The following is a 24,638-nucleotide window of genomic DNA, read 5'->3' on the forward strand; positions in this document are numbered from 1 at the left end:
CGTCTCCGCTGTCGGGGGCGAGAGCATCGGCGGCAACCAACCAGCTGCGGTGAGACACTGATCGAGCCGCCCTTTGACCCGTGGCCGTCAGTAATCCCCGAGCACGCCCAGGCGACGAGCGCGCCGCGTAGTGAGGCCGAAGATAGCGTACCCCAGCGCCAGATAGCCAACCGACGTCCCGACGAGCACGGCAATGGTCAGTGGGTCGAACTCCCAGAGGCGGACGCCGTCGCGCATGGCCCGCTGGAGCATCGCGCTCCCCTGGGCCAGCGGCAGGAATCGGGCCCACGGGATGTCGAAGACGGGCGCCGAGATGAGGCCGATGAACGCGAACTGGAGGAGGTTAGCCACGTTCGAGATGCGCTTGTAGAGCACGCTCAGGCCACCCATCACCAGGCCGAGCCCGAGCGCACCTGCGATGGTCAGCGTCGCCACCGGAAGCACAGTTACGAGGTTGAGGTCGAGCGTCGTCCCGGTGATGAGCAGCATCACGACCAGCACCACCGCGGAGGTCATGAACGTCCGGAAGACGATCGCGATGGATTTGGCGACGACGACCGGCCCGAAGCCGAACGGCGTCATGAAGTGCCGCTCCAGCGTCCCCCAGCTCGCTTCGGACTGGATGTCGTTCATGATGCCCGAGTAGGCGCCGATGGCGAGCGTCCACAGGAAGTAGCCGACGATCAGCCCCTCGATGGAGTCCGAGAACGCCTGCCCGGCGACCATCGTCCCCCCGTAGAACATCAGCGCGAAGAAGAACACGCCCATGAAGATCCCCAGCGCCGCGTTCAGCGGGTAGCGAACCCAGATCAACAGGTCGCGATAGATGACGGCCTTCAGGAGGTGGGAGTACCCCCCGGTTCGCTCGGGAGTGATGAACTGGGACGGCCCGTCTGTGCCGCTGGCCCCATCGCCCTCGCCTCGATCGTCGCCGGCAGCAGCCGTCATCTGCGGTCACCCCGCTCGCTCGCTGGCGAACGGTTGGCCGGTGCCTCCCGGGTCGGCGACGCGTCTCCCTCGCTTTCGCCATCCGGGTCGGCAGTGCCGTTCGTCATTTCGACGAACACCTCGGCGAGATCCGGCTGGACCGTCTCCACGCTCGCCACATCGAGGTCGTGCGTCTCCATCGCGTCGGTCAGGCGGTAGAACGTCGCCGTGTCAGCGGCCACCTCGAAGCGCAGTCGGTCGCCGGCGTGCTGGACGTCGGTCAGGTCGAAGCGGTCCTCGAGGTCCGCACGCGCCGTCTCGGATCCGCTGCGGGCGGTGATTCGGTACCCCCGCGTCTCGAACCCCGCCAGCAGGTCCTCGACGGTGTCATCGACGACCACTTGCCCCTCGTTCATGATGACGACGCGGTCACAGACGTCCTCGATAACGTCCATATCGTGGCTGGAGATGACCAGCGTCAGCCCCCGCTCCTCGGCGAGTCTGTGGAGCTCGGTCCGGAGCTTCAGCGAGCTCTCGATATCCAACCCGAGCGTGGGTTCGTCGAGGAAGGCGACGGAGATGTCGCCCGCGAGGACGCTCGCCAGCGACACTTTCTGCTTCATCCCGCGCGAGAGATCCCGGACTGCCGTGTCGGCTTTCGCCGCGAGGTCGAGGTGTTCCAGCAGTTCCGCGTGACGGTCGGTGACGGCGTCGGGATCCTGGCCCCTGATCGCGGCGAAGTAGCGAAGGTTCTCTCGGACGGTGAGCCGCCAGTAGTCGTTGCGGGCCCCCTCCAGCATGGCGTCGACGTGCTCGTAGGCCGCTCGCGGGTTGGCGTGGACGTCGATCCCGTGAACGCGAACCGTTCCCGCATCGGGCAGAATCAGCCCGAGAATCGACTTGATCGTCGTCGTCTTGCCCGCGCCGTTCGGCCCGAGTAACCCCACCACCTCACCGGGCTCGACCGCGAGGGAGACGTCCTCGACCGCGGTCACGGCATCCTCGCCGCTTCCGAACGTCTTCGCGAGGCCGTCGACGTAGATGGCGGCCTCGTCGGGGTTGAGTTCGGGGGCCCCATCGTTGGCGCTCCAGGGCCGTTCGTCGCCGCGCGCCTGACCGTTGGTGGAGGGCTTGCGTCCCATCGGATGGGAGCCGGTTCGGCGCTTCGGGTCAAAAGGGTACTGTCGATAGAGGGTGTTATAGAACAGTTCCCATACTACTGCCATGCCCCAGTTGAATCGCTAAGTACAGCAGTAACATATCTCAAGGCCTCAAGAGAACGAGCCCACCGATGTATCGACAGCAAGTGCCGGTCCTGCAGGGCATCAGTCCCCGACCGGCTGACGAAAACACCGAACTGTCTTTCCCGACCCATCTGATCGCGAACCGCGGTTTTTCTGCCCCGGGAATGGGCGAGGGCGCAGAGAGCGTCCTCACGAAGGTGACTCCCAATGAGTCAGAATCAGCAATGCGACGACGACATCTCGGTCGACTCGATCCCGATCGATCTGTCGAACACCCACTCCGGCGACGTTGCCCCGGATGAGGTCCCGGCAAAGATCGAGTCGATCACGCTCGCACTGACCGACGACCAGCCACCGACGAACCCACTCGTGGTCCTCAAGGCGGCGCGGTGGTGGTACCTCCACGGCAAGGGCGGCACGGATCCCGCGTTCACGTGGGCCATCGAGTGGACGCGGCATCTCGCAACGGGCGAGCCCAGTGACTCTGCACGTTTCGACGCGTTCCGCGAGTACCTCGTCACGGTTGGCTTGGTGGACGACCGCCACGAACTCCGGTAACCGACAGACTCGGTTTTTGAACGCCCCTGAGGGGTGCAGCGCGGGCTGAACGGGCGCAGTCGCCGTGAACTTGATTCGGTGAACACGATGTCCACGACCAGTGACGCATCGGTCTGCTTCGACGAGGCCGACACACGGCACGACGAGATGCACAGCACGATCGAACAGTGGATCGACAACCTCGTCGCCGGCGTCGACGACGCGCAGGCCAGCGCGGAGTTTCAGGAGTGGCTCGATATCCAGAGTCGGCTCCATGACTACTCCTACCGCAACACGCTCCTGATCAAGCGGCAGTGCCCCGAGGCGACGAAAGTCGCCGGCTACCGGACGTGGCAGGAGGAGTTCGACCGGCACGTCCAGGAAGGCGAGTCAGCCATCTGGATCTGGGCGCCGATCATCACCAAACGGTGCCCCGAGTGCGAGAACTCGCCGAGCTATCACGAGGACAGTGACTGTGAGTACGACGAAACGCCGCTCGAGGAGTGGGCCGAGGGCCTCGTCGGGTTCCAGCCCGCGCCGGTGTTCGACGTTTCCCAGACCGAGGGCGAACCGCTTCCAGACCTCGACACGGCAGCGACGGGGGAGGCCGGCGATCTCGTCGACCAGTTAACTGCCGCCGCTGACGAGCTCGGCGTGACGGTCCGAATCGTTCCGGACGCGGAGTGGACCCACGGCGAGGCAAAGGGCATCTGCGAGCAACTGAGCCTCATCGACGGCCAGCCGCGCATCGAGGTGCGTGATCGGGCGAACGAGGCCGACCTTGCAACGACGTTGGTTCACGAGTACGCACACGCCCTGCTCCACTTCGATGTCGACGACGACACCGAGCGATCCAAGCGGGAAGTCGAGGCCGAAGCGGTCGCGTACGTCATCGGGCGGTACTGCGGACTCGACACGAGCGGGTCGGCGTTCTACCTCGCCGCGTGGAAGTCGGACGATCCCGAGGTCGTTCGCGAGCGGCTCGGGCGGATTAGTCGGACGGCCGAGGAACTCATCGACGTTCTGGAGGGCGAATCCTCGTCCTCTCTCAGTTAACCAACAGAGTGATGGATTCCTTCCGCTCTGTTGGTTAAGTTTTCTGCGCCCGCAGAGGGGCCATCGGCGTTCTGGAGACAGTCTCCCTGTTCGTCAACTTACGAACTTTTGAAAGATGAATTGAATAGAAAGAGGAACAAAAGAAAGGGAGTTGAAGCGGTAGTCGATTCTTCACCACCCCGGGGATGGCCGCAACCGATATTGGGTTCCAAGCGTTCCATCGTAATCGGGGCACCCGTTCGTCTGGGCGAAACACACAAGTCATTATCGCAGTAATGATAACCTAGATAATGACCTTCTACGACAGAGAGGCGGAGCTCGAGGCGCTGGAGACCGCCTACGAATCGGGGGAGGCCGGGTACTTCGTCGTCTACGGGCGTCGCCGGATCGGGAAGACGGCGCTCCTGAAGGAATTCTGTAGGGAGCGGCCCCATATCTACTTCCTCGCGGCACAGGAATCCGAACAGCGCCAGCGAGAGAAGTTCGTCGAGCAGATCGCCGCCCACGTCGACGAACGCCCCCCACGGATCTCGGGCTGGGAGGATGCACTCACGTACCTCGCCGAGAAGTTGCAAGAAAAGCGGCTTATCGTCGTTATCGACGAGTTCCCCTATCTAGTGGCGGAGAACGAATCACTCCCTTCGTACTTCCAGTCGTTCATCGACGAGCAGCTTTCGGGGACCGACTCGATGCTCGTGCTGTGTGGGTCCAGTGTGAGTACGATGGAGTCGGAAATCCTCGGTCAGGAAAGCCCGTTGCATGGCCGTCGGACTGGACAGATCGATCTCCAACCGTTCTCCTTCGGTGATGCACGGGCCGTCATCTCCTACGAGTTCGAAGACGCCGTGCAGTCCTACAGTGTCACCGGCGGGACAGCAATGTACCTCACTCAGTTCGACTACGACCGGTCGCTCGCCGAGAACATCAAACAGGAAATCCTGTCGCCGACGGCGATGCTGTACAACGAGCCGGCGTTCTTGCTCCGGACCGAACTCCGGAGCCCCGCTCGGTATCTGAGCATCCTCGAGGCGATCGCGACCGGCCACACGACGCCAAACGAGATCGCTGGGGCGACTGGGGTCGGATCCGGGCCCCTCTCGAAGTATCTCCAGACACTCCGGCGTCTCCGCTTGATTACTCGCGAAACGCCAGTCACAGCGTCGACGAAGCAGTCCAAACGGTCGCAGTACGTCGTCGCCGACGAGTTCCTCCGATTCTGGTTTCGGTTCGTCGAGCCGAACCGCTCGAGCATCGAGGAGGCACCAGAGATGGTGTATGGGGGAACGATCGCACCTCGATTGGCCGATCACGCCGCAAAAACGTTCGAGGATATCTGTCAGGAAGCCGTCTGGGAAGCGATCAGGCAGGGTGAGCTCGCCCCCTATGCCGATATTGGTCGCTGGTGGTACGGTGAACAGGAGATCGATATCGTCGGTCTCGCGCCAAGTGACGACCGAATCCTCTTTGGGGAGTGTAAGTGGACTACAGAGCCAGTCGGTCACGGACTCGTTGATTCTTTGACTCAGAAAGCCGCCGATGTTCGCTGGGGCCCAGCCAATCGGACTGAATCGTTCGCGCTATTCTCGCGTAGTGGATTCGTCGATGGCCTTGCAGACGACATCGGCGAGAATTGGTCGCTATTCGGGCCAGAGGAATTGGGAGCTCTCCTCTGACCCCGTATGGGATCAGATACCGTACTACTTGCTGACGAGGCTGTCGAGTCCGCGGTCCTCAAGGAGGTCCATCGGGACGAGCATATCGAGTTGGACGATACCCGGGAGCCGCCCGATCTGGACGCCCCCGGTGACCGTACATCGAGCACGAATTTTCCCCTTACTCATTTCGAATTGCATCGACGCGCAGTCAGGCGTTCTGTCTGGCGTCGTTAATCGTTGTGCCCGAGCCAAGCACCTAGATCGGCCCCATGTCCGTCTTCACGTCGTGGCGCATTTGTACCGCGTGATTTTCTCAGCTATCGATTCTCGACAAACCGAGATTGGTTTTCTGTTTTGGGAAAAGAAATAAGTTCCAACTATGTATATTGTTACCGCGTACCGAGACTCAACCAACACATACCCACCGCCACATGCATGATCACCCGCTCAGTCACCATCGAGCCGATCGATGAACTGTATCTCCAGTGGCACGAGCACATCAACGCCTCAGCCCTCTATCGGCGTGCACTCCGCGAGGAGATGGCCGTTCGCGGTGTGGACAGCGATGAGCTCCGCGACTGCCTTGAGCGAGCGCAGGAGCAGGGGTACACGCTGGACGAGATCGCGACGGAAACCAACCGGTTTGCGGATCTGGCAGCACTCGTCGCCGACGAAGAGCCCGAATCACCCACTGCCGACAGTCCCACGGAGTGATCACGATGGCCCAGCACACTGCCCCCGATGACCCTGCCCCGTGTCCCGCCTCCGAGACATCGACGACCCGGCGGCTCATCAAGCAGGCAGCCCTCACCGTCGTCCTCCTCAGCGTGGTCGCCGTCGAGCCCGTCGTCGCCCAGGACAATGCCGTCTGTAGCGCGGACAACCTCCCCAGTATGATCGAGGGGTTCTTCCAGTTGACGACGGCGCTGGGGATCGTCGGCCTCGTCGTTGTGTGGCAGGCCGACTCGCTGCTCGAGATGTTCACCATCGACCGCGAACAGAAAGAGCGCTTCAAACGCCACAAGCGCTCGGCAATGAAGTCCGCGGTGGTGCTCGTCGTCCTCGGCCCGCTGTACACCGTCGCCGGCTCGATGATGAGCCTCCCGCTGGCTGAGTGTGTCAATCTCGTCCCCTGGTAGCCACCACTCCCCATGGCGCCACGCGCCCCCGTCGTGGTCACCGCCGTGCTGTGTCTCGCCGCAGGAGTCGCCGCCGTGGGGACCGCGAACCCCCCAGCGCCGGGGACGGACGACAACGGCCTCACCGAGAACGAGTCCGCGACGTTGTGGTCCCGCGACGCCGACAACTACACCGCCCAATCCGCGTATCGCCGCCGCTACGGTGAGTCGCGAACGGCGATGCAGCAGCTCGCGAACGGGACCGACATCACATTCACCCGGCCGCCAGCAACAGCTGCAACCTGGACGCGCAACGATTTCGCGGATCTCCATGCTGGCGGCCCGACCACGTCGGTCTCCCCCAGCGGCGCAACCCTCAAAAACGGGACGTTGATCGCCGACGCCCACGCGACGATCTTCGCCGCCCAGCCGTCGACGCGGGGCCATCTCGCGCCGAACGAGACCGTACAGTACCTTGCGCCGAACGGGACGCTCCGCGGGTTCGTCGACTACCGCGTTCGCCGCCCGAACGCGAGTCCGGGCGGCACCGGGACGACCGAGTGGTCGATCGCGAGCCACGAGATCGAGACCGTTCGACTGCTCCGCGACGGCGAGCCGATCGTCGACCGCAACGGGACCCACACGCCGACGCTGCAGTACGACCTTCGGACCGATGGCCAGGTGACGGTAACGCTCGAAGCAACGATCCACGTCCGGCTCCGTGGCACGGTCCGCGATAACGGGACTGGGGCCGCAACGAACACCACGGTCAGGACCGAGACGCTCACCGTTCGCGACTCGCTGACGGCTGAGGTGTACGACCTCTCGGCGTCGGTCTACTACGCCGAGTACGCCAACGGTGACACTGGCGTCGCCGTCTTCCAGACGCGGCCGTGGCAGGGGTACACCCTCACCGCGAACGAGTCACCGCGCGTTCGCGGCGTCTGGCGGTTCTACACGGCCCGCGACACGAGTTGGGACACGCTCACCCGAACGAACGGCACGGCGACGGAGACGGTTGCCTCGGATGCGGTCCCCGTCTTCGTCCACGCCTACCCCTCGCGGATCGGCCCCCGTGCGGAGCCAGTCCGGGATGGGCCGACCATCCTCGAGACGTGGGGGACGACCGCGGCGTCGCCGGCGCCGACGCTGGGCGAGAACATCACCATCGATGTGGTGCATCACCCGTACACGGCCAGTTACGGTGTCGCCGTGCGGGCGGCTCGTGTCGATCCCGGTGCGATCAACATCGGCGGTATCGTCCGCGGAGTGAACGCCTCGATTACCGAACCGAACGACGGGTTCGAGCGCCCGCTCACCCGGAGCAACCTGACGGCGACCATCCGGGAGCAGACTCAGTCTGGGGCGCGCGTTCGCGTGACGCTCCGGACTGCCGATAGGGGCGAGCCGATCGTTCTCGACGACAGTGCCCGCGACGGCCCAACCGTGCGGCCGGAACGCACCGGCTACATCACCATCGCCGGCCAGCGCGTCGAGACGAATGCGTCGGGCGTCGCCGTCGTAACGGTTGACCAGCCCGGAATCTACACGGTGCGGTATCACCCGGAGTCGTGGGTGTCACAGTCGTCCGCGTACGTCGGCGATACCGCGACTGTTCGGTGGCATCCACTCACCACGCTCGATGGCTGGGTCGCGCTCCTGCTCGAGGTGGGCTGGCAGTTGCTTCCGTTCGTCGTCGCGCTCTACGCCGGGCGTCGACTACTGGCGTTGCTGAGTCCTGCAGGGCGGTACTCCGACAGCCAATGACCTCCAACAACTCCCTCATCGATCGACGCACCGCGCTTCGAACGTTCGTCATCGGCGCCACCGTCGGTGTCAGCGGCTGTGCCGCGGATGATGGGCCAGCCGGTCCGGGGACCGAGTCAAGGACTGCGCAGAATCGGGCGAGTGCCGGCCCGTTTCAGGCGGTTGGCGTCGACGGCACGACGCTGGTCGTCAAGCTCGCCGCCGAGACAGCGGTTGAGCAGGTGAACCTCATCAAACCGAACGGCGAACTGTGGGGGACCCGCGACGTCGCCGCCGGCGCCAAGCAGGTGTCTTTCGAGTTCCGGACCGCGTACACGCCCGGTGAGTACGACGTCGTCGGCGTCGACGGCGAGGAGACGGTCGCGGAAACGTCGCTGGAGATCCGTCCTGAGCTCGAGATCCGTGAAGTGGGGCTGTATCGGAACCATCCAGACAAACCGTGGGAGGAGGTGTACGGGGAATCGGAGACGAATCGGCTGGTCAACGGTCAAGCATTCGTGACTGTGGAGAACACGGGAACTGGGCCAGAGACAGTAACTGAACTCGTGTTCTCCGGCGATGTTCCTGGACCTACGGAAGATCCATGGAGTAATGGCATGCAAAGAACTGACCGGGCACTCATCCCAGCTGGCCAAACAATTGAGCTCTATAGTTCGTCTGCTCCGTTTGGATCAAAATCTCCGGACGGTATGGGATGCTCGCCAGATGGGAATAATGGCCAGTTCACAGTCGTCCTAGAGACTGCCGTCAAATCCTCCAATACAACTCAAACGTTCGATGTCCAGTATACCAGCTCAACAGAGATGACCGATTGTGATGTAACCGTCACGGAGGTGTAGCGATGGTTGATCTGATTGATGTCGTCCTTGAGGGGATCAAGGCTAGCGTCGATTGGCTTGTTAGCCAGTTCATGAACGGGCTCCGATCAGGGTATCAGACCCTTTCGGAGGCAATGCTCGGAACGCCGACACCGAGGACCAACGGGCCATTCGTGTTCGGAGAGCCAACGAACCAACCGTGGGTTGAGCTCCAAGACACGCTTGTCGGCGGTGAAATCGTGCTAATCGCGCTGCTCCTTCTCGTGGTGAGTGTCCAAGGGCGACATGCAATCCGGATCTTCAATATCGGGAGTAACTACGAGGCACGGAAGACCAAGAAGAATGCGTGGACTGGTGCGTTCCTGATTATCGTGTGGTACTGGGTCGGAACGCTATCGCTTTACCTCGTCGACGGGTTCACGATTGCTCTCCTTCCCGCTGTGGGGGTACTGACCGATCTGATGCTGGATCTCTTGAGAGGCTCTATCACCAATCCCGCCCTCTCCCTCCTCTTCGCTCTTGCCGGCGGTATCTCCATGTGGGCACTGCAGGCGCTCCTCTACATCCGCGAAATCTTGCTCTACGTCTACCTCTACGGGATGCCGATCGCCATCGCCGTCGCTTACGGTAACGTCCCGATCCTGTCGAGTATCGGCCACGGGTTCGCGAAACGCTTCGTCCCGCTCACCGTCCTCCCACTCCCGGCAGCGATCGTGTTCAAGGGGTACGACATCGTCTACTCGACGGGCGGCCTCTCGCCCAACACACCGTTCCTGCAGTATCTCGTCGCCGTCTCCCTCCCCGTCGTCGCCCTCTACGCCACGTGGCAGACGTTCAAGTACGCCACTCCACTGACCGCGAAAGCCCTCAGCGGTGTCACCCGCGGCGCAGCGCTCGTCGGCGGCGTCGCCGCCGGTGCGTACGCCGGAAACGCGAGCGTCGCAACGACCGCCGCACGATGGGGCCCCAAAGCCGCCGCGGGCCAAGCAGTCGCCCAGAAAGCCGCTGCTCGAAGTGAAGACGGCGATGGGAATGGGGAGCCGTCCTACCGTCGCACTGAAAACGAGCCGAGTGGGAGCGAATCGAACGATTACGGGATGGACTTCGATCGCGGGATCCACTAATCCATGAGCTCAGACAACGACGCAGCCGCACGGCGCATCATGGACCAGTTCGGCGAGGAGAGCCGTATTCCCTACCTCAACATCGAGGAGGGCGATGTCGGCGTCCTGATCGCGTTCCCCATCGCGGGCTTGTTCCTTGCCAGTCTCACCGGCGTCGAATCACTCGCACTCCCCCTGATCGCCGCCGGCACGGGGTTCGGCACGGCGGTCGTCTACGTCACGCCCGAGCACATGAACGCATGGACGTGGACGACCGACGTATACCAGTACCTCAAGCGCCCCAGGGCCACGTTTAGCGCCCCAGAGGAGGCCGACAGTAGTACCAACGAGGCAGAGCGCAACGAAGGTGGTCTCGCGAACTACACGCCGTTCACACCGGACGAGCGGACACAGGACCTCACCAACATCGAGCGGGCGTGGCCCGGGGCCGGCGCGGTACAGCGCGTCGACGGGACGATGGAGGCGTTCATCGAGGTCGACCCGGGGAACATGGACTTCGCCATGTCCGAGGACTGGGCCCAACTGCAGGACGCCGGCGCGGCGTTCGCGAACAAGGAACTCGACGCGAAGTTGACGTTCCACGCGACGACCCGGTCGTTTCCGGTGGAACAGCTAACCGAGACGATCGAGGACCGCCTCGACGACGAAGACGTCGAAGCCAACCCGATCTTCCGAGAACTCCTCGAGGAGTACCGGGACACGCGGCCGAAAGAAATGCGCGAACGGGGGATCCAACAGGTGCAGTACTACATCGGCGTCGAGGTCTCGCCGCTGGACGTGTACGACCGCTACCGGGAGGAGGCCACGCCGGCCGAAAAACTGACGCAGCTTCCCGTGCTCGGTATGCTGTTCACGCCGTTCGTGACCCGACGCGAGGACCTCACCGACGTCGAGCGGCGGGCGCGGATGTTCGAGGAGCTGGATAGTCGGGTTGCCGACGTGCGGACAGAGTTCATCCAGCAGGCCTCGAGCTGGTCGGCCCGCCGCCTCAGCACGGTCGAGCTGTTCCTCCTGAACATGGCGTTCTGGAACGGTCGCGAGGACGACTACGGCGATGCTGCGGAGGTTGTTCGTGAACAGCCGGTTGTCGGCCACTCGCGCCGGGAGGACCAGGCGATGCGTAGCGCGATCATCCAGTCGGGTGTCTTGAGACAGCTCCGAGAGTGGCTTGCGTCGCCGACGACCGTCGAGGGGGCCGCGCTCTATCTGGTGCTCGTCAGCGCCGTCGTTGCCGGTGGCAAGGTGCTGTGGGATCGGTATCGCGCTAACGACGAGGAAACAGTCGACTTCTCTGAGGTCCTCGACGAGGAGACGCTCGCCGATGGGCAGGCCGAAGGCCAACTGCTCGACGACATCGCCGAGTCCCACAAGACCGTCACGGCACCCGACGCCATCGAGTGGGAGACCCGTGCCGCCCGTGTCGGCGACCAGTGGACGTCGACGCTGTACATCGCCGACTATCCGGACTACCCCACTGACGGCTACCTCAGCGAGCTGTTCGAGCTGACCGACGTGCAGTTCGATCTAACCGCCCACATCACGCCGAAGAACCAGGAGCGCGCGCGGACCGAACTGCAGGAGATCGCCGACGACCTGCAGGTGGACGCCGATCTGGAGCAGAGCGTGCGGAGTTCGTACCTGCAGGAGCGGGCGGACGAGGCGGCGGCGACATATACGGCCGTCGAGAACGGGGCTCGGGTGTTCGATCAGGGTGTGTTCGTGACGGTGCGCGCCGACGATCGGGAAACACTACAGGATGACGTGCAGCAGGTGAAGAGCACGCTGCGGGACGAGCCGGCGAACCTGACGCCGAAGACGGCGATCTGCCGGCAGGGCGTGGCGCTGCAGTCGGCGGCGCCGATCGGCGCGAACGAGTTCGGCCGCGAGTCGATCGCGCTGGGTGGCGCCGTCGGGGCGTTGCTGGCGGCGCCACACAACGCAACGATTCTGGAGGAAGGTGGCGTCGAGTTCGGGATGCACAAGGATACGCGGAGCCCCGTGGTGATCGATCCGTTCAACAGGGAGAACGGGTACGCGATGTTCACCGTCGGCGATCCCGGCTCGGGGAAGTCGTTCAGTTCCAAGCAGAATTTCATCCGGTCGATCGAACAGAGCACGGGCCGTATCGGCATCATCCTCGAACCGTTGAACGATTGGGCAGGTGTCGCGGAAGCGCTCGATGCGAAACGCATCACTGTCGGCGGGACGCTCGGGTTGAATCCCCTCGAACTGCGGGAAACGCCGGAGCGCGTCCAGCGCGCGATGGGCGAGGACGCCAGTCCGTTCAACGAGAAACTCGACGACGCGATGAGTTTTCTGACGAACTTCTTCGCGTTACGTGGGGTCTCGCTTGGAGATCGACGAACGACGCTGGAACTCGGGCTCAAGCGCGCGTACAATCGCAACGACATCACCGACGATATCTCGACGCACGACAACCCGAGTCCGACTATTCGGGACATGATGGACGTCTTCGAGGATATGGTTGACGAGCCCGAGGCGTTCGTCGTGCGGGCCGACGAGGAAGCGAAGAAGCTCAAAGAGGACGCGACGTGGTTGCTCGACCAGCTCCGTCCCTTCGAGGAAACCGGGCGGCATTCGAATCTCGGACAGTCCTCAGAGTTTGATATTCGCGATCAAAAGGTCATCTATCTGGATTTAGCCCAGCAGGAGGGGAGTGTGGATAGTGGGACGGCCTTAACGATGCAGTTGTTGATCTCACTGGTCTACGAGCGTGCGAAAGTCTCGAAGAAGGAGGTCGTCTTCTACATCGACGAAGCTCGTTATCTCATGCAGGACGCCGCGAGTCTCGCGTTCCTTGAGACGGTGTTTCGCCACCACCGACATCACGACCTCTCGATTCGCCTCGTGACGCAGACGGTTGATGAGTTCTTCGAACACGCCGAGAGTGAGGCCATTCTTGACCAGTGTGCGGTGAAGCAGTTCCACCGGTTGGACGGGATGGACGAAGAGTGGGCCCAGGAGTTCGGATTGAACTACGCCCAGATGCGGTATGTGCAGGACGCGGTGCCGGGGAATGAGGATGCGGGGTTTGCGGAGGCGCTTATTGGGGTGGATGGCGAATGGCGCGGGATTCAGGTTGAGGCGATGCCCAACGAGAAGCAAGTGATTGACTTTGACCCGACTGAGCAAGAACGGTCGTCGCTGCCTGGCGCCGACGAAGAACGTAGTGAGGCCGGTCGGACTGACACGTAGCGAACGGAAGCCCATCCCTTCAGGGGCGGGAGGATATCAATTTCTTCACGTCTGTAGAGAACCGTTCAGTTCGTTCCGAACCATGTCTATCGTCGCGTCAGTGACCTTCGCGGGCTGGCGGCTGATCATTTTCTGAGACGTGGAAGGGGCGCACAATAGAGATGGAGGGTTTTGGAGAGTGCTTGCGGTAACGGTTTCGGGAACGGCGGTCAGTCTTGAAGCGAATCGAGTTTCTGGGCGATCTTCGCGTAGACATCGGGTGCACAGTACCATCCTTCCTCGATCATCGAATCGATCACATCTCGCGCGTCGTCAGTGCTGATCGCCCCCTGCGTTGTGAGTTTCAACACGAGATACGCTGTTCCTCTGGTCGTGATTCCTTCGGCGGCGGCAACGTCCCGACCGTACGTCTCGTCCATCACGGCAGTCCCGTCGTGTGCGTCGGCATACGCAAGCACGGCGATGTCTGCGTCGCTGAGGGAGGGATTCTGCTGGAGCCGGGAGAAGAGTGGCGTCGATTCGACCGGTTGCACCACGAAGTGGCCTGCATCGACGCTCCGTTCGACACGGCGAGCGTCCGGATACCCCTCTTCGATTCCGGTTTCGACCACCTCGTCGTAGACACGACTAGGGATAATGCACTCCTCGTCAAGGTGTTGGACGAGCGTGAGTCGATCAGTCTTCGCGAGATAGATGAGGGGCGTCGCGTCGAACACCCACATTCACAGCGCCTCGAGGTCCCCGTCGACGTGGTCGTCGTCGACCCAGGTGATGTCGCGCTCCTTGGCGAGTTGTGCAAAGTCCCAGACGGACATCCCCGCCATCTCGGCCGCTTTGCTGAACGAGATTTTTCCGTTGGCGAGCCGCTCGAGGGCCTGTTCGCGACGCCACTCGTCGAGCCCTTCGGTGAGGAGTTTCCGAACTGCCGTGCTTCGGTCGAGGTTCTCGTCTTCGAGATACGTCTCGAGTTCTGCCTCTAACTCGTCGGGTACCCGTGCGGAGATCGTTCCCATGGTGTATACATTGCACTCGATGTATACAAGCGCTTTGGTGGTTCAGCAAGGCTGTTTAACCAACGTACCTCCCGAAATTGCCGAGAATTGTTGGTTGAAACGCTATCACCGATGTGAGTTACAGTTCCCCGACTCGGGGAAAGAATTCCTCATTTCGGAAATCGCGATTTCGGAAACGGGGAGTTCGATATCTCGGAGAGACACACCACCAGTTCAAGTGAACCGAGAAGATCAGAATTTGGGCCGTTGAGGCACTTGAGCAGGTTGGTCGTGAACTGGTACGCTGGTGTCCACCTCCTCGAAGGCATCGCCAAATCGCACAAGACCGCGACGGCGCCGTCAAAGAATGGGTTGGAGACTTGGGCTGCTTGTGTGGGCGAGCAGTGGACGTCGACGCTCTACATCGCCGACTACCCGAGTGATGGCTACCTCAGCGACCTGTTCGAACTGACCGACGTGCAGTTCGATCTAACCGCCCACATCACACCGAAGAACCAGGAACGGGCCCGCAACGAACTGCAGGAGATCGCCGACGACCTGCAGGTGGATGCCGACCTCGAACAGAGTGTTCGGAGTACGTATCTCCAAGAGCGGGCGGATGAGGCGGTGGCGACGTACACGGCGGTCGAGAATGGGGCAAGTGTGTTCGACCAGGCCGTGTTCGTTACGGTGCGCGCCGATGATCGGGAGACGCTACAGGACGACGTGCAGCAGGTCAAGAGCACGCTGCGGGACGAGCCCGCGAACCTCACACCGAAGACGGCGATCTGTCGGCAGGAGGTAGCGCTGCAGTCGGCGGCACCGATCGGGGCGAACGAGTTTGGCCGGGAATCTATCGTGCTCGGTGGCGCCGTCGGGGCGCTGCTGGCGTCGCCGCACAACGCGACGATCCTCGAGGAAGGTGGCGTCGAGTTCGGGATGCACAAAGATACTCGGAGCCCAGTCGTGATCGATCCATTTGCGCGGGACAACGGCTACGCGATGTTCACGGTCGGCGACACCGGGTCGGGGAAGTCGTTCAGTTCCAAGCAGAACTTCATCCGGTCGATGGAGCAGGTGCGCGACCGGATCGGCGTCATCCTCGAACCGCTGAACGACTGGGCCGGCGTCGCCGAAGCGTTGGACGCGAAGCGGATCACGGTTGGCGGGACGCTCGGACTGAATCCGCTCGAAATTCGGGAGACGCCTGAGCGTGTGCAGCGGGCGATGGGGGAAGATGCGAGCCCGTTCAACGAGAAGCTCGACGACGCGATGAGTTTTCTCACGAACTTCTTCGCGCTGCGGGGGATTTCGCTGGGAGATCGACGGACGACAATGGAGCTCGGGCTCGAGCGCGCGTACAAGCGCAAGGGCATCACTGACGTTATCTCGACGCATGGGAATCAGAGTCCGACGATTCGGGATATGCTGGACGTGTTTGAGGACATGGTCGAGGAACCGGAGGACTTCGTCGTCCGGGCTGACGAAGAGGCGACGAAAATCGAGGAGGACGCGACGTGGTTGCTTGATCAGCTCCGGCCGTTCGAGGAAGGTGGCCGTCACGCGAACCTGGGAACCGAGTCCGAGTTCGACATTCGGGACGAGAAGGTGATCTACCTGGATCTCGCGCAGCAGGAGGGGCGTGTGGATAGTGGGACGGCGCTGACGATGCAGTTGTTAATCTCGCTGGTCTACGAGCGTGCGAAAGTGTCCGAGAAGGAGGTGGTGTTCTACATCGACGAAGCACGCTACCTGATGCAGGACGCCGCGAGTCTGGCGTTCTTGGAGACAGTGTTTCGGCATCACCGCCATCACAACCTCTCGATTCGGCTTGTGACGCAGACCGTCGACAAGTTCTTCGAGCACACCGAGAGTGAGGCGATTCTCGACCAGTGCGCGGTGAAGCAGTTCCATCGGTTGGACGGGATGGACGAAGCGTGGGCTCAAGAATTCGGGCTCAACTACGCCCAGATGCGATACGTACAGGACGCGGTGCCCGGGAACGAGGATGCCGGATTCGCAGAGGCATTGGTCGGCGTCGATGGGGAGTGGCGCGGGATTACCGTTGAGGCGATGCCGAAGGAGAAGGAAGTGATAGATTTCGACCCGGCGGGGGAAGCACCATCGTCGCTACCCGGTGCCGACGATCAACAGAGTACGAACGGTCGGCGGGGTTCAGCAGACGAGTAGTCGACGACGGAATGGATCGAGGAACCTCTCGTGGACTTCATTCGGTCTAGCGTTTTCTCACCCGGGTTTAACCAACGGTTGCTCCATCTGCACCCAAGTGTTGGTTAAGGCTTCCCTCGGTAGTGAGAGGGACTGCTGGCGTCGATGCAGGAGGTCCTGCGGGATCCGTGAGAGCGAAGGAGCTCAAAACTGAATGCGGGTCGGTTCATCCGGTTTGTAGTCGCTCGGCTCGGCGCCACCTCGCTCGCCGAGGAAGACGATGGCGTCGAGGTCACCACGCGTGAACCGTGCCTCGTACGACCAGTAGAGCCCGTCTTCGATATCGTCGTGTTTCCCGTGAACCTCGAACGAGCCGTGCATATTGTGGTCAACCCAGAACTCTTCGTCGACGGTCTGCTCGTCGGGGCCGCCGACGCCGATTCCCCGCTGGACGATGTCGTGGGTATCCACATCCTCGCAGAACGAGATGTACGCTTCCCAGGAGTCGAAGCCCTGCTCGGTGGCCTCCTCGTGTTTCTCCTCGACGGTTTTCTCGTGGTACTCCCGTTCACGTCGCAGTAATCGCCCCGTCGACGTGAGTTTGTACTGCTGCATCGCCGGGCGGCCGATCTGCTTCGTCTGCTACTCGACCTCGGTCGGACTCCGGGTATCGGGGAACTTCGGTAGTTCGAGGCAGTCAACCACGAGCAGGTCGTCGTACAGCCCCATCGGTAGCATCGCTGTGGTTGGCGACGACAAAAACATCCGCCACGATCAGTAGTCAGCGGTCAGCGCATCTGTTGATCGTCGATTAACAAACGCTGAAGTATGGTTCATCGACTTCCTCACCCATCGTGTCGAGTGTTCCGTCGACAAGGTACTCAACAAGCAGGAACGGACGACAGTGTTTGGCGAGACGTTCGAGGTGTTCAAGGGTCGATAGCTCTCAATGGCGAGTCGGCGACACCCGTCGAGGACGAGGAGAATGAACAGATCACTCGGGTCGGGCGCGTGTTGCGGCGCACGCACCTCGACGAGATCCCACAGCTCTGGTCGATCTTGGTTGGGGATATGATTGTGGTCGGTCCGCGAGCGGTGTGGACGCAGGAGGAGTCGCTGTTGGAGGCCCAAGAGCGGACCTGGTGGAAGCGGTGGTTCGTGAACATGGGTTGACGGGGCTGGCGCAGGTGAACGACGTGAAGAGTACGAACCCGGTGGAGAAGTTGCGGTACGATCTGCAGTACGTGAAAGAGCAGTCGTTCACGTCGGACGTGAAGATCGTCGTCAGGCAGGTTTGGAAGGTGGTGGATGTGGTGAGTACGGTCCGGGACTAAACCAGATTTAGCCTGATTGTGTCTAGTGGTGAGTCGGTGGAGAAGGCACGGGACCGGATCGGCATCATTCCTGAACCGCTGAACGACTGGGCCGGCGTCGCCGAAGCGCTCAACGCGAAGAGAAATTCGGTCGGCGGGATGCTCGGGCTAAATTCACCAGAGATCGACGAGTTCTTCGAACACGCCGAGAGTGAAGCCATTCTTGACCAGTGTGCGATGAAGCAGTTCCATCGGTTGGACGGGATAGCGAGGAGTGGGCCCAGGAAGTTCGGACTGAGATACGCCCAGATGCGGTAGGTACAGGATGCGGTGCCCGGGAACGAGGATGCCGGGTTCGCGGAGGCAATTGGAGTCAATGATAAATCGCGTGGACTTTCGGTTGAGGCTATGTCTAAAGAGAAGCGGGTTATTGACTTTGCCCCCACCGAACAGAAGTAGTAGTTATTTGATAGTTCTAAAGGTGAAATGAGGAAGTACTTCAACCCGGCCACAAAGACGAATGACTGGGTTTTGGCTGCATTGGTAGCGATCGAAATACGTTGGTGCCAGCTATCTCACCCGGAGGAGAACAGAAAGTTGGTTAACTGCGAGAAGACTCACAAATCTAACCCTTCTATAGGATCGAATCATAGAGTCTCCGGTAGTCTGAGACCATCCGGTCTTCCGTAAAACGATCTACGGCAACCTGTTGTGCACGTTTTCCCATCTCTCGTCGTTGCTCCGGATGTTTGAGGAGTGTTTCAACTCGACCAACGAAACGACTGTTGTCCGCGTCTGGAGGGACGACAAAACCGGTTTTCCCATCGTCGATAGCCTCGGCGACGCCACCGACATCGTGTGCGACGAGGGGTACACCTGCATGTAGACACTCTAGTATAGTCAGTGGGAACCCCTCGAACCGTGACGGTAGCAAGAACACGTCGAAGTCCGGGAGAAATTCTAGCGCATTATCCACGAATCCCGGCATATAGACGCTATCTAAGCCGTGTTCGTCGACATATTGGATACATTTGTCCTTAAGCGGCCCGCTGCCGATGAGGACAGTTGCAATCTCGTATCCGTCATCTCTGAGCTGCTTCGCGGTTTTGAGGATTGCTATCGGATCTTTTTGGGCCGCAAGTCTTCCTATCGAGCCAACAATTGGTGTGTCTGGATCGATCTCGAATTCATCGTAGAGAGTGCTCCGATTAGACGAATATTGTAGTGGTGGAATCCCGTTATGAATGACGGTTCCGGACTCCTCAGAGAGAATTCCGTGACGCCTACCCTCTCGGAGGTCGTTTCGAGATACGCAGACCACTTCGTCAGTGCGTCGCTCAAGGAACCGTTCTCCCTTAATTACGATTGGACGGAGTGATCCGTATTCAGTGTTGTAAAATCCCCATCCATGGACGGTGAAAACGCTTGGAACCCCCACCCTGGATGCTGCGAGGCGGGCAAGTGCTCCTGCCTTTGTGCTGTGACTGTGTACGAGATCAAACTCTCCTCCCGCGATAAGCTGCCGCAAGTCTCGATACGCGAGTACATCTTTTGGATGAGGTGTACTCTGTAAATACGGTTGAACATGAACCTGTACCCCCTGCTTTTTGAGTCGGTTAATTAATCGCCCGCCAGGACCACAGGCAACGGCCGTGACATCGTCAATATTGGTTGCTAACGACTCGACAACACGAGGTGCACCACCCCAATCAGATCGGGTGATTATCTGTAGAATCTCATGTGAACTCATTTGAGGTATCCCAGCTGTTCTAACTGATATGTTATCGTGTCCGATACAATATCTCTATCGGAGGGAGGCTTTCGTTTCTCAGTTTCCGGAGGCAACTGGAATAGTAACCCGGTCACGTCAGGAGTGTGCGGGAGCGCTTTTCAGCATTATTGGCGGGACTCGATACATAGAGAACTTATACAGAATTGAATCAATCACTAGTCAGTATATCACGAAGTGACTATTAATCACCGGATCCGATCTACTTCCTACGAGGACAGTCTAGTCTTAAAACTCTTATTAAGAACTACTATAAAATTGATCATGTCCGTTCTAGTAGTTCGGAACCTCCATATGTTGTCGGTATCTAACTAAACAGTAAATGAGTGGGTATTCGAAAACGGCTCGTTCAACTGGCTTCGAAAAAGTCATACCCAATATTTGCTTATATATCTTTATTGTCTCAATATTCATGACCCAAATGAGAGTCCCAGAGGTTATTGGCTATCTATCCGCGATCGTCGGATATATTCTGTTGTGTGTTTTCTTATACACCACTACCAATCTTTCACTAATCGGAGATTTTCGTGTTATGGTTGGAGTTATGATACTGTTAGTCTCACTTGCGATCAGCGTGGTTATGTCTCCTAGTGTTGAGTCGGTTATCCGAATCGTGGTTTTCCCTTTAGCAATATTATTCAACTTTTTTATTCTACCTGCAAATATACCCCGTCGTGTTTTTTTCAAATCACTTTCTCAGACTACAGCACTCTTCGTTCTTATCGGATTCCCGGCTATTTTCGGTGGATCATTTGGCCCAGTGCCGTCGTATTCCGGACAGTCGTACCTCCTAGGGACCTCAGTATCATTACATGGGTTAACGTCATTCTTTGCTAATCCAAACCCATTCGGCGCTATTGCGGTCTTCGGAGCACTTGCTGCTCTTTGGGAATATTATTCATATGGTGGTAACCTACCCAAAGTCATTTTCATTATCAATTCCGCTGGTGTATACTTTACTCAATCAAGAACTGCTATCCTATCTCTAGTTGTCGCAACGATACTATTTGCCATATATAGAGTTTCCAATAGGAAATATTTATTAATAGCTACTATACTTGGTGGTGTTAGTGCGATCCTCGGGTTATCAATAAAATTCAAGCTCGTTCCAGGTCCATCAATAATCCAAAATATCAGTCTTACCCATCGATCAGAATTATGGACCGCAGCTTATCAGGCATGGATCACCAAACCATTGATTGGATGGGGTATTGGCAATGTCCCTGATTCGATGATTCCCTATATTCGAACCAGTATACTGCAGGGGTATGGCCCACACAATAGTTACATAAGAATATTCGCTGCGAGTGGGATAGCCGGCGGCCTCACATACATATATATAAATATCAAACCACTGTTGAATCGGTTCCGAACGGCAACCACTTGCGAAAACTTCATAGAATACTCAATAGTAGTATCTGTGCTGGTAATTCAGGTATTTGAGGGAAATTCCATTTTTGGAATTAGTGCCTTCTCAGTTCTATCAGCAGTCATCTTAGGATATGCACAATCATCAACCACGGAGTCTTCTAAATTAGTGCCATGAACGTTACCTATTTGATTAATACGCTCAGTGTCGGTGGTGCAGAACGAGGGATGGCCCGCCTCCTATCCGGGCTACCACCGGACCAATTCGATGTTACCGTTGTTGCTCTGGCAACTCGAGGCGGTAGGATTGTCGAACAACTACCCGAGAACGTACGAGTGGTGGATCTTGATATCGAGTCACCACTTGAGATCACTCGTTTGCGGACAGTCTGGAACGAAATCTCTGAGACTGATGTTCTTGTAACGTCGCTCTATCACGCGACACAAATCGGGCGCATTTTCGGTACTCTTCGACGGGTCCCCATTATTTTAAGTTGGCGACATAACGAGAATCTCAAAACCGCTACAAGGCAGCGATTATTCGGTCTTTTATCCCCCCTCGATACAGCTGTATTAGCTGATTCGAATGCAGCAAAGTCTGGCGCTATTAAGTCTGGAGTAGCAGCTGAGAAAATCCGCCGTGTTCCAATTGCGGGTATAGATCCTAGTGAGTACTCCCCAGTCACCCATCGTCCGAAAGAACGGGTTACAATTGGCACAGTTGGCCGGTTAACCTCGCAAAAAAACATGCACGCTGTTCTTGATATTGCTGCCAACCTGAAGCAGGAACCAATTGAGTTCCGTATCGCGGGGCGTGGCCCACAACGTGACGAACTTCAACGACGTATACAAGAGAATTCGCTCAGTAACGTCACTTTAGAAGGGTTCGTTGACAGTGTTCCCGAGTTTTTGGAAAACTTGGATATCTATTTTCAGCCATCAATTCGGGAGGGGCTTTGTATTACTGTCGTGGAAGCGATGGCTACCGGGCTTCCTGTCGTCGCGAGTAATGTTGGCGGTATTACAGAGTCTGTCGTACCTGGTGAAACTGGCTATCTTGAAGAACCTTCATCTACAGATGCGTTCACTCAGCACCTACTTGACTTAACTACAGATCCAGAGCGAAGAGCAGCCTATGGAACCGCCAGCCGGAGACGTGTTGTGGAGAACTACTCGCAAGAACGGTTGGTTGAAGAATTTCTTAATGTGCTTGATGAAGTTGGAGCATATAATGAAGCCGCCGAGGATGAGTCATACTTATAGGGTGTCGTAATCAAGATTTGAGCTATGAGGCGGAGTCGATATAATACCAGAAATCTGATAAATGCAATTCGGAATCCTAGTTTATTAGTGGATGAACTAAACCAGTCTCTCAGGACCTTATTAGTTCAAAATTTATATGATGGTGATAATTTTATGGAAGAAGACTGGGACAATCTCATTATTCTAGATGCTTGCCGCCCCGGCTTCTTCCAACAATATCATCCGTTCAACGGGGAATTATCCTATCGGACTTCATTAGGAGCGTCAAGCGCTGAGTTCTTTTTTAACAATTTCAAAGGAAACCGTTATTACGATACTGTTTATGTCACAGGCAACCCGAATGTCCGCGCAATTGATGACGATTCTATATACAAGGTAGTGAAAACATTTTCCGAATCTCACGACCACCATAAGGGATGGCTACCCGAAACAACGCTCGATGTCGCTCTGAAAACTTACGAGAAACATCCCAATAAGCGTCTTGCCGTCCATTTCATGCAACCACATGCACCATATCTCGGTGAGTTTGCTAACGACCTGCGGCAGAGAGTAACTGAAGAGTATGACGTCCGATTCACATACGCGAGAAACGATAACGAAGATCCTGAGGCAACCACTGACCAAATAAATCTACTTCATGCGTATAAACACGGGTATATTTCCAAGGATGAGATTCGTGAGGTGTACGCAGAAAATCTCTGCTTGGTTCTTGAGCATGTGGAAAAGCTCCTCGATACTATCGAAGGGAAGACAGTGATAACATCTGACCATTCTGAGTCCTTAGGCGATTTTAAAGGTATCTTCGGTAGGATTTATGGACACAAAGAATATGCCTTGTCCAAGAAACTTCGAGAAGTTCCGTGGCTTGTGCTCAACGGAAGCAGACGAGACACGTATGCGGAAAATCCTGTGGAATCTATTTCTGTCGAAGAGGATGTAGTCCGTGAAAACCTACGCGATCTTGGGTATATCCAAGAATAATGTTACGTGTGAAGAATACAGATCACCATAAATAGTCACCGAACACTCTTTAACTGTATAGTCAATAAGATGGCAATACTGATGCAAATCTCATATATTACGAACGGCGTAAAGATGGGACACTATCACTATGCACAGAATCTTCTCGCAGGGCTCTCCAAAGTTGATGACGCTTCGGTAGACACTTTCTTTATTCGAGAAGATGATGATGCCAAATTTCCTGGCGCTCACTCGATAAGACCGCTGGCAACTAGTACGAAGAACTCCTTCGCAGCAAATCTACTTTTTACCCTATCCTACCATGTACAGTTCGCCGTATATCTCATTATGTCTCGACCGGACGTCATCCACTTTAATACTGTTTTCCGGAACCAATATCACACGTATGTACTAACACTTCTGGGAAAGATCGCTGGTGCACGAATTGTCCGAACGGTCCATGAGGTAACAGCCGAACGGCTACGTGATGTCTCCGACTGGGAGCAACGAATCGCATACCGCCACCTACAGTCGTGTAACCATCTAATCGTCCATTCCGAGGATGTACAGGAAGACCTTCGATCCAACGGCGTTTCGACGCCGACGACGGTACTCCCACACGGGAACTATCTCTTCTTCCGAGACCACTTGGACCCGGAGGCTAAGCCACCACTTCCCATCGACGACGAACCGGTTGTCCTGTTTTTCGGCCCGAAACGACACAAGGGGATCGACATCTTCGCTGAAGCGCTGACCGAAGTCGAAACATCGTTCACGACGTGGATCGCCGGTCCTGTCAATCCCGATGCGAAAGAGACCGTGAATCGGCTCAAGTCGGACCCCAACGTGTACGTCGACACAGGGTATATTCCTGACAAAGAGCTTCCAGCATACTTTGACCACGCGGACATAGTCGTATTGCCGTACCTCTCTGGAACCACCAGCGGCGCGGTCCATCTGGCGCGCGCATTTGAGAACGCGGTCATTACGTCGCCTTTGCCGTGTTTCACTGATGTTGTCGAACATCGGGAGGATGGCTATATTATAGGTGAAAGCACCCCCTCTGATCTAGCAAAAGCGCTCGAAGAACTCATATTATCTCCTGAACTCGCCCAAGACCTTGCGGAATCTGGGTTAGCTACTGAACAGTCGGAACGTTTCAACTGGGATCGAATTGCGGAGGAGACTATTCAGACTTATAGGAGTACGGAATGACCTGAGACACTTCTAGTACAGAATTGTTATGATTACGGTTGACTTGGTTTCTATGACCTCAACTGAGGTTACTTCCAGCATCTATTGATAACAGCCAGCTTAGCCAC

18 protein-coding genes and 6 pseudogenes are annotated in these 24,638 nt (G+C 58.1%); 17 read left to right on the forward strand and 7 right to left on the reverse strand.

Annotated elements, in window-relative coordinates; genetic code table 11:
* Window positions 1-87: 87 nt before the first annotated feature.
* Window positions 88-948 (reverse strand): ABC transporter permease, encoded by an 861-nt coding sequence (locus BN1959_RS12590; RefSeq protein ID WP_053948982.1) that lies wholly within the window; start codon window positions 946-948, stop codon window positions 88-90.
* Complete coding sequence (locus BN1959_RS12595) at window positions 945-2,069, reverse strand: ABC transporter ATP-binding protein (protein WP_079978683.1); 1,125 nt, start codon at window positions 2,067-2,069, stop codon at window positions 945-947. The genes BN1959_RS12590 and BN1959_RS12595 overlap by 4 nt, the downstream gene beginning before the upstream one ends.
* Window positions 2,070-2,378: 309 nt before the next feature.
* On the opposite strand from BN1959_RS12595, the gene BN1959_RS12600 reads away from it, so the two are divergent.
* From BN1959_RS12600 to BN1959_RS12610, 3 genes are all read left to right on the forward strand, one after another.
* Window positions 2,379-2,729: a hypothetical protein gene (locus tag BN1959_RS12600; protein WP_053948983.1), complete on the forward strand. Its 351-nt coding sequence runs from the start codon at window positions 2,379-2,381 to the stop codon at window positions 2,727-2,729.
* Between the two features lie 87 nt (window positions 2,730-2,816).
* Window positions 2,817-3,764, forward strand: coding sequence for a hypothetical protein (locus BN1959_RS12605; protein ID WP_053949398.1), 948 nt, complete (start codon window positions 2,817-2,819; stop codon window positions 3,762-3,764).
* 290 nt (window positions 3,765-4,054) lie between these two features.
* A complete protein-coding gene (locus BN1959_RS12610) occupies window positions 4,055-5,437 on the forward strand; it encodes an ATP-binding protein (RefSeq protein ID WP_053948984.1) in 1,383 nt (460 codons plus the stop codon).
* 24 nt (window positions 5,438-5,461) lie between these two features.
* Here the strand turns inward: BN1959_RS12610 and BN1959_RS14475 are convergent.
* Window positions 5,462-5,705: pseudogene (locus BN1959_RS14475) on the reverse strand (acetamidase/formamidase family protein); the annotation flags it as partial.
* A gap of 149 nt (window positions 5,706-5,854) precedes the next feature.
* Between BN1959_RS14475 and BN1959_RS12615 the strand changes: the two are divergent.
* The 7 genes and pseudogenes from BN1959_RS12615 to BN1959_RS12640 form a co-directional block, all read left to right on the forward strand.
* On the forward strand, window positions 5,855-6,133 hold the full coding sequence (locus BN1959_RS12615; protein ID WP_053948985.1) for a hypothetical protein: 279 nt from the start codon (window positions 5,855-5,857) through the stop codon (window positions 6,131-6,133).
* Window positions 6,134-6,138: 5 nt separating this feature from the next.
* Window positions 6,139-6,558 (forward strand): hypothetical protein, encoded by a 420-nt coding sequence (locus BN1959_RS12620; protein ID WP_053949399.1) that lies wholly within the window; start codon window positions 6,139-6,141, stop codon window positions 6,556-6,558.
* A gap of 12 nt (window positions 6,559-6,570) precedes the next feature.
* Window positions 6,571-8,304 (forward strand): hypothetical protein, encoded by a 1,734-nt coding sequence (locus BN1959_RS12625; RefSeq protein WP_053948986.1) that lies wholly within the window; start codon window positions 6,571-6,573, stop codon window positions 8,302-8,304.
* A complete protein-coding gene (locus BN1959_RS14480) occupies window positions 8,301-9,143 on the forward strand; it encodes a hypothetical protein (protein WP_079978684.1) in 843 nt (280 codons plus the stop codon). Before BN1959_RS12625 ends, BN1959_RS14480 begins: the two co-directional genes overlap by 4 nt.
* A gap of 2 nt (window positions 9,144-9,145) precedes the next feature.
* Complete coding sequence (locus tag BN1959_RS12635) at window positions 9,146-10,246, forward strand: hypothetical protein (protein ID WP_053948988.1); 1,101 nt, start codon at window positions 9,146-9,148, stop codon at window positions 10,244-10,246.
* A gap of 3 nt (window positions 10,247-10,249) precedes the next feature.
* A pseudogene (locus tag BN1959_RS14485) lies at window positions 10,250-11,356 on the forward strand (hypothetical protein); the annotation flags it as partial.
* Window positions 11,357-11,362: 6 nt separating this feature from the next.
* A pseudogene (locus tag BN1959_RS12640) lies at window positions 11,363-13,432 on the forward strand (VirB4 family type IV secretion system protein); the annotation flags it as partial.
* Window positions 13,433-13,671: 239 nt separating this feature from the next.
* On the opposite strand, the gene BN1959_RS12645 reads toward BN1959_RS12640, so the two are convergent.
* Together BN1959_RS12645 and BN1959_RS12650 are read right to left on the reverse strand one after the other, a co-directional pair.
* The gene (locus BN1959_RS12645; RefSeq protein WP_053948989.1) at window positions 13,672-14,184 is read right to left on the reverse strand and encodes a DUF3368 domain-containing protein; all 513 of its coding nucleotides are present in this window, start codon (window positions 14,182-14,184) and stop codon (window positions 13,672-13,674) included.
* Window positions 14,185-14,475 carry a UPF0175 family protein gene (locus BN1959_RS12650; RefSeq protein WP_053948990.1) on the reverse strand — a complete coding sequence of 97 codons (291 nt, stop codon included), beginning with the start codon at window positions 14,473-14,475 and terminating at the stop codon, window positions 14,185-14,187.
* A gap of 294 nt (window positions 14,476-14,769) precedes the next feature.
* Here BN1959_RS12650 and BN1959_RS12655 point away from each other — a divergent pair.
* Window positions 14,770-16,644, forward strand: a pseudogene (locus BN1959_RS12655) (VirB4 family type IV secretion system protein); the annotation flags it as partial.
* Window positions 16,645-16,827: 183 nt separating this feature from the next.
* Here the strand turns inward: BN1959_RS12655 and BN1959_RS12660 are convergent.
* Window positions 16,828-17,238, reverse strand: coding sequence for a hypothetical protein (locus BN1959_RS12660; protein WP_237560341.1), 411 nt, complete (start codon window positions 17,236-17,238; stop codon window positions 16,828-16,830).
* A gap of 262 nt (window positions 17,239-17,500) precedes the next feature.
* Between BN1959_RS12660 and BN1959_RS15440 the strand changes: the two are divergent.
* Both BN1959_RS15440 and BN1959_RS14830 read left to right on the forward strand, forming a co-directional pair.
* Window positions 17,501-17,957, forward strand: a pseudogene (locus BN1959_RS15440) (sugar transferase); the annotation flags it as partial.
* A 162-nt stretch (window positions 17,958-18,119) separates the two neighbouring features.
* Window positions 18,120-18,395: pseudogene (locus tag BN1959_RS14830) on the forward strand (VirB4 family type IV secretion system protein); the annotation flags it as partial.
* A gap of 175 nt (window positions 18,396-18,570) precedes the next feature.
* Here the strand turns inward: BN1959_RS14830 and BN1959_RS14490 are convergent.
* Complete coding sequence (locus tag BN1959_RS14490; RefSeq protein WP_079978685.1) at window positions 18,571-19,686, reverse strand: glycosyltransferase family 4 protein; 1,116 nt, start codon at window positions 19,684-19,686, stop codon at window positions 18,571-18,573.
* A 460-nt stretch (window positions 19,687-20,146) separates the two neighbouring features.
* Here BN1959_RS14490 and BN1959_RS14495 point away from each other — a divergent pair, with 460 nt between their 5' ends.
* The 4 genes from BN1959_RS14495 (at window position 20,147) to BN1959_RS14505 (ending at window position 24,531) form a co-directional block, all read left to right on the forward strand.
* Entirely contained in the window at window positions 20,147-21,271 is a 1,125-nt protein-coding gene (locus BN1959_RS14495; protein ID WP_161803750.1) for an O-antigen ligase family protein, read from the forward strand.
* Window positions 21,268-22,356, forward strand: coding sequence for a glycosyltransferase (locus BN1959_RS14500; protein WP_079978687.1), 1,089 nt, complete (start codon window positions 21,268-21,270; stop codon window positions 22,354-22,356). Before BN1959_RS14495 ends, BN1959_RS14500 begins: the two co-directional genes overlap by 4 nt.
* 87 nt (window positions 22,357-22,443) lie before the next feature.
* Window positions 22,444-23,337, forward strand: coding sequence for a hypothetical protein (locus tag BN1959_RS14835; protein WP_154018282.1), 894 nt, complete (start codon window positions 22,444-22,446; stop codon window positions 23,335-23,337).
* 69 nt (window positions 23,338-23,406) lie between these two features.
* Window positions 23,407-24,531 carry a glycosyltransferase family 4 protein gene (locus BN1959_RS14505; protein WP_079978688.1) on the forward strand — a complete coding sequence of 375 codons (1,125 nt, stop codon included), beginning with the start codon at window positions 23,407-23,409 and terminating at the stop codon, window positions 24,529-24,531.
* Window positions 24,532-24,638: the final 107 nt, after the last annotated feature.

Origin of the sequence: Halolamina sediminis (assembly GCF_001282785.1) — an archaeon.
In the GTDB taxonomy this organism is placed as follows: Archaea; Halobacteriota; Halobacteria; order Halobacteriales; family Haloferacaceae; genus Halolamina; species Halolamina sediminis.

Excerpts from the sequence above, each read along its gene's own strand:
- BN1959_RS12590 (WP_053948982.1), bottom strand. The coding sequence starts at position 948 with ATGACGGCTGCTGCCGGCGACGATCGAGGCGAGGGCGATGGGGCCAGC.
- BN1959_RS12605 (WP_053949398.1), top strand. The coding sequence starts at position 2,817 with ATGTCCACGACCAGTGACGCATCGGTCTGCTTCGACGAGGCCGACACA.
- BN1959_RS14495 (WP_161803750.1), top strand. The coding sequence starts at position 20,147 with ATGAGAGTCCCAGAGGTTATTGGCTATCTATCCGCGATCGTCGGATAT.
- BN1959_RS12620 (WP_053949399.1), top strand. The coding sequence starts at position 6,139 with ATGGCCCAGCACACTGCCCCCGATGACCCTGCCCCGTGTCCCGCCTCC.
- BN1959_RS14480 (WP_079978684.1), top strand. The coding sequence starts at position 8,301 with ATGACCTCCAACAACTCCCTCATCGATCGACGCACCGCGCTTCGAACG.
- BN1959_RS12600 (WP_053948983.1), top strand. The coding sequence starts at position 2,379 with ATGAGTCAGAATCAGCAATGCGACGACGACATCTCGGTCGACTCGATC.
- BN1959_RS14505 (WP_079978688.1), top strand. The coding sequence starts at position 23,407 with ATGGCAATACTGATGCAAATCTCATATATTACGAACGGCGTAAAGATG.
- BN1959_RS12610 (WP_053948984.1), top strand. The coding sequence starts at position 4,055 with ATGACCTTCTACGACAGAGAGGCGGAGCTCGAGGCGCTGGAGACCGCC.
- BN1959_RS12615 (WP_053948985.1), top strand. The coding sequence starts at position 5,855 with ATGATCACCCGCTCAGTCACCATCGAGCCGATCGATGAACTGTATCTC.
- BN1959_RS12625 (WP_053948986.1), top strand. The coding sequence starts at position 6,571 with ATGGCGCCACGCGCCCCCGTCGTGGTCACCGCCGTGCTGTGTCTCGCC.
- BN1959_RS12635 (WP_053948988.1), top strand. The coding sequence starts at position 9,146 with ATGGTTGATCTGATTGATGTCGTCCTTGAGGGGATCAAGGCTAGCGTC.
- BN1959_RS12595 (WP_079978683.1), bottom strand. The coding sequence starts at position 2,069 with ATGGGACGCAAGCCCTCCACCAACGGTCAGGCGCGCGGCGACGAACGG.
- BN1959_RS14490 (WP_079978685.1), bottom strand. The coding sequence starts at position 19,686 with ATGAGTTCACATGAGATTCTACAGATAATCACCCGATCTGATTGGGGT.
- BN1959_RS12650 (WP_053948990.1), bottom strand. The coding sequence starts at position 14,475 with ATGGGAACGATCTCCGCACGGGTACCCGACGAGTTAGAGGCAGAACTC.
- BN1959_RS14500 (WP_079978687.1), top strand. The coding sequence starts at position 21,268 with ATGAACGTTACCTATTTGATTAATACGCTCAGTGTCGGTGGTGCAGAA.
- BN1959_RS12660 (WP_237560341.1), bottom strand. The coding sequence starts at position 17,238 with ATGCAGCAGTACAAACTCACGTCGACGGGGCGATTACTGCGACGTGAA.
- BN1959_RS12645 (WP_053948989.1), bottom strand. The coding sequence starts at position 14,184 with ATGTGGGTGTTCGACGCGACGCCCCTCATCTATCTCGCGAAGACTGAT.